This window comes from uncultured Veillonella sp., from assembly GCF_937981445.1.
Classification (GTDB): Bacteria; Bacillota; Negativicutes; order Veillonellales; family Veillonellaceae; genus Veillonella_A.
The window spans coordinates 38,894-46,010 of sequence record NZ_CALJON010000016.1 but is presented as its reverse complement, the minus strand read 5'-3'; the positions used below and the strand labels follow the sequence as shown (position 1 = coordinate 46,010).

The window sequence follows — 7,117 nt, the reverse complement described above, 5'->3', positions numbered from 1 at the left end:
TCAAATATATCTACATGTCCGTTCGTTATGGGATCTAAACTGCCAGGGCAGATACGTATACGCAATTATTTAGCTCCTTTCAAGCCTCATGGGGCACACAATAGGTAACTCTAGTATAACCAAATTGCTGCTCTTTTACAATGGACCAGCCTTTTGGGAGTTCTACTAGTTCCTTTTCGTGATGCTCCATAATAAGCATTCCATCATTTTTTAATAGTTGATGCACCGTAATGACTTCAAAAGTAGCAGCCACGAATCCCCTATCATAAGGCGGATCAGAGAATATATAATCGAACTGCTGTCCTTTTAATTGGTTCCCTGCCACTTGAATCGTCACAGGTAATACGGTAATTGCATCTTCCATGTGGCAATGAGCTATATTGTCCTTAATAATGCGACTCGTTGCCTTATCTACACAAGAAGCCCTTAGAGCCCCACGGCTGACTGCCTCTAATGCAAAGGCACCGGTGCCAGAAAATAAATCAAGCACTGTCGTCTCGTTGATTCCATAATTTGACAATACATTAAAAATACTTTCTCTTACTCGATCTTGAGTGGGCCTTGTTTGAAGACCTTTTGGTGCTTTTAGGTTGTGACCTTTAGCACGTCCTGCAATAATTCTCATACCTTCCTCATTATGCCTGCACTCATCATATAATTATAGTATATAATAAGCCAAAATAAAAGCAATCTTCTTATAAAATTTTATATTTATCAAAAAGTTATAAATTCATTTCGTCTTTTACATGTCGTCCCATGAGTTCAATTAAAGCCGTACTAGGTTTTTTATTGAAATATAGCACTTCATATAACGCTTCAGTAATAGGCAAATCTAATTGCTTTTTTTGTCCCATTTCATACACTGTTTTTACGGCAAAGAATCCTTCTACCACCATTTTTGAATGGTTAATAATATAATCCATCGTTTCCCCATTAGCTAATTTTTGTCCAGCTGACCGATTGCGACTGTGTTTACTCATACAGGTAGCAATCAAGTCGCCCATTCCAGCAAGTCCTGCATAGGTTTCCCGGCGTGCCCCTAAGGCCATGCCAAACTTAGTCATCTCGTGCAGACCACGTGTTAATAGTAGGGATTTACAATTATCCCCTAGACCCATGCCATCTACAATACCAGCAGCTAAAGCAATAATATTCTTAGTAGTCCCAGCTAGTTCAACGCCTGTCATATCTTCATTCACATAAACCCTAAAATTAGGACTATTAAGCGCCTGTTGTACGATTTTAGCCGCCTCTATATCAGTCGCTGCAATCACTGTAGCAGCTGGTAAATCACGACCAATTTCTTCGGCATGATTAGGCCCCGATAAAATTGCAATATGCTTCGTCTTATGCCCCACTACTTCCTGAGCAACTTCTGACAAACGTTTGCCACTATGCCGTTCAACCCCCTTGGAGCAAATGACAATGATAGACGATTCATGAACAAAGGGATTAATTTGCTCTAGAATCTCTCTCACATAAATGGAGGGAGTAACTACTAAAATGATTTGATTATCCTCTAAGGCCTGTTCCAAATGACTGGTAATATGGAGTTCATCAGGAATAGTTACACCTGGTAAATAGGTAGTATTCTCTTTAGTTTGTTTTATCTCTGTAGCCACCTGTTCATTGCGGCAATATAAATAGGTAGTATTACCGGCTTGTACACTTTTACAAGCCAACGCAGTACCCCAACTACCTGACCCTAAAACTGTTACGTTCATAATATCTCCTATTTACTTTCTTTAGTACGTTCTACTTTAAGCTCTTTACCTTTTACAAGGCGCATAATATTTTCTTTATGCCGCACAATAACAAATACGGCAGCGATGAAACCAAAGATGATGTATGGAAGGGGTTCATTAAAAACAAACATCAAAATAGGAACTAAAGCAGCCCCTACTATAGAACCTAATGATACATATTTAGTTAAACCTACAATTACAGCCCAAGAGGCAAAGCAAATGGCTGAAATAATAGGTACCAAAAAGATTAAAACGCCAAGGCCAGTGGCCACACCGCGACCACCTTTAAAGCCTAAAAAGATGGACCAATTATGGCCAATCATAGCTAAAATGCCACCTAATAACATGAGGTTTTGATCTTGACTAAATAGCCAAACGCCAGCCATGCCTTTTAGGGCATCACCTAAAAATACAGGAATGGCTGCTTTTAAACCGAGCACTCGATATGTATTAGTGGCACCAATATTTTTACTGCCATACTGTCTTACATCAGTATTAAAAAATAATTTACCAATCAATAAGCCCGTCGGTATGGATCCTAAAAGATAGGCTAAGATAATAAATCCTATATGTTCCATACTCATATTAATCATCATCATTTCCCTTCTTACCTCGTAAAATTAATCGGATTGGCGTACCTTCAAAACCAAAGGATTCGCGCAAGCGATTTTCTAAGAACCGCATATAAGAGAAATGGATTAATTCAGGTTCATTTACGAAGAGAATAAATGTAGGCGGTTTAACTGATGCCTGAGTCATATAATAAATCTTTGGTAAACGACCATTGCGTGATGGCACAGGATTCACATTTTGTGCATCAGATAATACTTGATTGAGTACGCTAGTAGATACACGCATATGTTGTTGTTCGGACACAAATTTAATTAAATCAGCTAAGCGATGGATACGCTGCTTTGTTAGGGCAGAAGCAAACAATATAGGCGCATAGCGAAGGAAGGCCATTTCATCGTAAATATCTTCCGTATAGCGCAATGTAGTTTTATCGTCTTTTTCTACTAAATCCCATTTATTTACCACAATAATAATGCCCTTACCAGCTTCATGGGCATAACCGGCAATTTTCTTATCCTGTTCAGTTACACCATCAACCCCGTCAAGCACGAGGATTACAATATCGGCACGATCTACGGAGCGCAAGGATCTTACAATACTATAACGTTCTACAGGGGCATCGATTTTAGCTTTTCGTCGCATACCTGCTGTATCGATGAGAACAAATTTCTGCCCATCATGAGACCAATGAGTATCAATGGAATCACGCGTTGTACCGGCTACATCACTAACGATTACGCGGTCTTGTCCCAACAACGCATTCGTCAATGAGGACTTCCCTACATTTGGACGGCCGATTAAAGCTACATGAATCGTATCCTCTTCATCCTCATTAGTGCCCACTGGTGGGAAGTTTTTAACTACATCATCTAAAAGATCACCTAAGTTCATTAAGTTTTTAGCTGAAATACCAATTGGATCTCCGATTCCAAGATTATAGAACTCATAAATGTTTGCTTCTTGGCTAATGCTGTCAATTTTATTAACAACTAGAATAATTGGTTTACCGCTGGCACGTAGAATATTAGCTACTTCCTCGTCAGCTGGCACAACGCCTTGCTTACCATCAACTACAAAGAGAATCACATCTGCTTCTTCAATGGCAAGTTCGGCTTGAAGGCGCATCATTTTAGGAATCACATGACTATCCGCTGTGATGAACTCAATGCCGCCCGTGTCAATCATGGTAAACTCACGATTGAGCCACTCAGCATCAAAATAAATTCTATCTCTTGTAACACCAGGAATATCTTCTACGATAGAAATTCGCTTATTAACAATAGCATTAAATAAAGTCGATTTACCTACATTTGGTCGACCTACGACCGCAACTAATGGTTTGGCCATAAAAATCACCTCAATTACACATAAAATATCACTTTATATTTTAACATATTACTTACAATCTATAAAGGCATAGAAATTAATCTAATAGAGCGCTCACTATCATTCTATTAGCAGCAACAAAAAACTGTGAAGCGGATGACTCCACTTCACAGTTAAGTGCTATATATGAATTATTTTATATATAATTATTCAGCGTCAGTTTCTTCAGCTGTTTCAACTGGTTCCATTAACTCAGTTAAAGCAAGGCCAAGTTTCTTTTCGTCTTTGTTAAGAGAAATAACTTTAACTTCAACTTGTTGACCACGGTTTAAGTAGTCTTCCACTTTAGCATTACGTTGTTTAGTAATTTGGGAAATATGAAGTAAGCCTTGGATGTCGTCGTTAATAGCTACAAATGCACCATATGCTACTAAGCGAACAACTTTACCATTGATAGCGTCGCCTACATGAATTGTTTCTTCAGCTTCATCCCATGGGCTCTTAGTTAATGCTTTTAAAGACAAGGAAAGCTTGTTGCTTTCTTGGTCGAAGGATTGAAGTTTAACTTCGATTTCTTGACCTACAGTTAACACGTCTTCAACGCGTTTAATTTTGTGCCAAGAAATATCGGAAATGTGAAGTAAACCTTCGATACCACCGATATCTACGAATGCACCGTAAGGCATGATTTTACGTACAATACCTTTGTAGTTATCGCCTACAGTGATGTTTTTCAATGCTTCTTCTAATTTTGCTTGACGAGCTACTTCAAGTACAGCACGACGGGAAAGAACCAAACGGTTTTTCTTTTCGTCAATTTCAAGTACTTTAGCTTCGAATTCAGTACCAACTAAATTGTCAAGAGATTTAACGAAGTGTACATCCCCTTGAGACAATGGAATAAAACCACGTAGGGATTTAACAGTAACTACTAAGCCGGCAGGAATAGCGTCAACACCTTTACAGATGATTGCTTCGTCTTTTTCCTGTGCTTCTTGTACATACTGCCAATCTTCGTCTTTAGCCAAACGAGTCATGGATAAGTAGATAGGATTATCTTCTTTAATATGGTTCATAATAACAGCTTTAATTTTGTCGCCTTCTTTAAGCACGTCTTTAGCAGAGGCAGGTGCTGGATAAGAAATTTCAGTGCGATTTAAAATTGCTTCTGTTTTATAACCGAAGGAAATCCATGCACGGTCTTCTTCAACCTGTGCTACTTCCCCTTCAACTACAGATCCTTTCTTTAGATCTTCTGCCCAGTCAGATTCTTTGGCTAATAATTCTTCGAATTCACTCATTGTGTCAATGACCTCCTTAATTATCCAGTCGGGTGTCGATGCACCGGCTGTAACTCCTACCGTTTGGACATGTGTGAACCATGCCAATTGTAATTCAGTAGCAGTTTCTATATGGTATGTAGGACATCCAACGTCACGACAGACCTCTGCTAATCTTGTCGTATTACCGCTATTCTTCCCACCTACCACAATCATAAGGTCCACCGTTTTTGCCAGTTCCACCGCTGAGTTTTGACGCTCTTGAGTGGCTGTACAAATCGTTTTGAAAACCTTTAGATTCTTAGATTTTTTTTCTAATATGTCTATTATACTTTGAAATTTAAATTGTGAAAAGGTTGTTTGTACAACAACGCCCATTTTTTCCACGAAAGGAATATTTTGGGCCTCTTCTTCAGATTCAATGACTATGCCTTTGTTATCAGCCCATAAGTTAATGCTAATTACCTCAGGATGCTTTTTTTCACCTAAAATGACCAAAGTTGTTCCTTCATCTACTACTGACTTAGCATCTTGTTGGGCTCTCGTCACATGCGGACAAGTTGCATCTACTACATGCAAGCCCTTTGATGAGGCTTCTTCATAAATAGCAGGCCCCACACCATGAGAGCGAATAATTACTGTACCAGCATCCACTTCATCGAGAGAGTTAATAGAATATACTCCTTTGGCTTCCAAACTTCCTACTACTTGAGGATTGTGGATAATAGGGCCTAAAGTAAAGCTTTTATCATTGTGATTGGCTGTATCTTCTGCCATGTTCACAGCTCGTTTTACACCGTAGCAAAAACCACAGTTTTTGGCAATTTTAATGTCCAAGATAAACTCCTTAGTTTAACGTTTAAAATTAGGATGACTGGCTCTATAATCAGCCATCAATCTTTCTAAATGTTGTCGTAATGTATCGTTCACCGCCGCAATAGCTTCGGCTGTAGGCTTGGCCTTCTCTACCACAATGGGCTTACCAATAATAGCAGCCACCTGCCCCCGTTTTATATGACTTGTACCCATAATGGCTAGGGGTACAATATTTACACCGGTGCGCAAAGCCATAGAGGCTACGCCATCGTGAAAACGCCCAAGTTTGTCTTTTTTTTGACGCGTTCCTTCAGGAAAAATCCCTAATACTTTTTCATCTTTTAGTAAATTCATGGCATGACGGATGGCAATTTTATCGACGCCCCCGCGACGTAAAGGGAACGCACCTAGCCAAGTGCAAAAGAAATTAGAAATAGGATTTCTAAACAATTCTTCCTTCGCCATAAAATGGACATGTCTTGGCAAGGCTAGACCACTAACACAGGGATCATTATTACTCATGTGATTAGGGGCCACTATAACGGGGCCTTCCATGGGAAAATTTTCCCGACCTACAATATCAATATTATAAATCCATTTATATACTACGTGGAAGGCACTGCGCCAAAGACATTCTGAAAATTTATTCACACATACACCTTCTTTATTTACTACGCATTTTATTGTGCTGTTTTTATTTCAGCATTACGAATTAATTCTATCATACGAGCTACGGTTTCATCAAAACTAAGCGTATCAGAATTAACTACAATGGCCTCAGGTACACAAACAAGAGGAGACTCCTTGCGATTCATATCCATGTAATCGCGCGATTCTACACTGGCTTTAATTTCATCAAGAGATACTTGTTCTTTATCTTTATTTTCTAACCAGCGCCGTCTAGCACGCTCTTCCACCGAAGCAGTTAAATAGATTTTTAACTCGGCCTTAGGAAGTACAACAGATCCAATATCGCGACCATCTAAAATAACCCCACCCTTTGAGGCCATTGCGCGCTGTTGAGCTACTAAAAATTGACGTACCGATTTTAAGGCCGCCACTTGCGACACATGGGCATTAACCTCTTGGGTTCGAATAAAATCAGTTATTTCTTCTTCATTCATATAGACTCTAAAAAGTGTTTCCGTAGGCTCTAAACGAAGTGTTAAAGTAGCAAGTAAATCAGCTACGGCTTTTTCATCTTCAATATTAACCTGATGCTTTAGTACGGCATAAGTTACTGCACGATACATAGCACCCGTATCAATATATAAATAGCCCAATTGTTGAGCCACCACTTTTGAAATACTACTTTTGCCTGCCCCAGCAGGACCATCTATAGCAACAGCAATGCGCTTGTTGGATGACATATACTAC

At 39.2% G+C, this 7,117-nt stretch carries 7 protein-coding genes; all 7 read right to left on the bottom strand.

Translation table 11 applies throughout. The features are described 5' to 3' along the window. Nucleotides 1-79: 79 nt before the first annotated feature. Nucleotides 80-625: a 16S rRNA (guanine(966)-N(2))-methyltransferase RsmD gene (gene rsmD, locus Q0376_RS03845; RefSeq protein ID WP_298704264.1), complete on the bottom strand. Its 546-nt coding sequence runs from the start codon at nt 623-625 to the stop codon at nt 80-82. 97 nt (nt 626-722) lie between these two features. Next, the gene (locus Q0376_RS03840; RefSeq protein ID WP_298704262.1) at nt 723-1,724 is read right to left on the bottom strand and encodes an NAD(P)H-dependent glycerol-3-phosphate dehydrogenase; all 1,002 of its coding nucleotides are present in this window, start codon (nt 1,722-1,724) and stop codon (nt 723-725) included. A gap of 8 nt (nt 1,725-1,732) precedes the next feature. Next, nucleotides 1,733-2,344 carry a glycerol-3-phosphate 1-O-acyltransferase PlsY gene (gene plsY / locus Q0376_RS03835; protein ID WP_298704260.1) on the bottom strand — a complete coding sequence of 204 codons (612 nt, stop codon included), beginning with the start codon at nt 2,342-2,344 and terminating at the stop codon, nt 1,733-1,735. Then, a complete protein-coding gene (gene der / locus Q0376_RS03830; RefSeq protein WP_298704258.1) occupies nt 2,331-3,665 on the bottom strand; it encodes a ribosome biogenesis GTPase Der in 1,335 nt (444 codons plus the stop codon). The genes plsY and der overlap by 14 nt, the downstream gene beginning before the upstream one ends. Before the next feature lie 185 nt (nt 3,666-3,850). Next, entirely contained in the window at nt 3,851-5,761 is a 1,911-nt protein-coding gene (locus Q0376_RS03825) for a bifunctional 4-hydroxy-3-methylbut-2-enyl diphosphate reductase/30S ribosomal protein S1 (RefSeq protein WP_298704256.1), read from the bottom strand. Nucleotides 5,762-5,776: 15 nt separating this feature from the next. After that, the gene (locus Q0376_RS03820; RefSeq protein WP_298704254.1) at nt 5,777-6,391 is read right to left on the bottom strand and encodes a 1-acyl-sn-glycerol-3-phosphate acyltransferase; all 615 of its coding nucleotides are present in this window, start codon (nt 6,389-6,391) and stop codon (nt 5,777-5,779) included. Between the two features lie 29 nt (nt 6,392-6,420). Next, complete coding sequence (cmk, locus tag Q0376_RS03815; RefSeq protein ID WP_298704253.1) at nt 6,421-7,110, bottom strand: (d)CMP kinase; 690 nt, start codon at nt 7,108-7,110, stop codon at nt 6,421-6,423. Between the last annotated feature and the right edge of the window lie 7 nt (nt 7,111-7,117).

Excerpts from the sequence above, each read along its gene's own strand:
- Q0376_RS03840 (WP_298704262.1), bottom strand. The coding sequence starts at position 1,724 with ATGAACGTAACAGTTTTAGGGTCAGGTAGTTGGGGTACTGCGTTGGCT.
- plsY (WP_298704260.1), bottom strand. The coding sequence starts at position 2,344 with ATGATGATGATTAATATGAGTATGGAACATATAGGATTTATTATCTTA.
- der (WP_298704258.1), bottom strand. The coding sequence starts at position 3,665 with ATGGCCAAACCATTAGTTGCGGTCGTAGGTCGACCAAATGTAGGTAAA.
- rsmD (WP_298704264.1), bottom strand. The coding sequence starts at position 625 with ATGAGAATTATTGCAGGACGTGCTAAAGGTCACAACCTAAAAGCACCA.
- cmk (WP_298704253.1), bottom strand. The coding sequence starts at position 7,110 with ATGTCATCCAACAAGCGCATTGCTGTTGCTATAGATGGTCCTGCTGGG.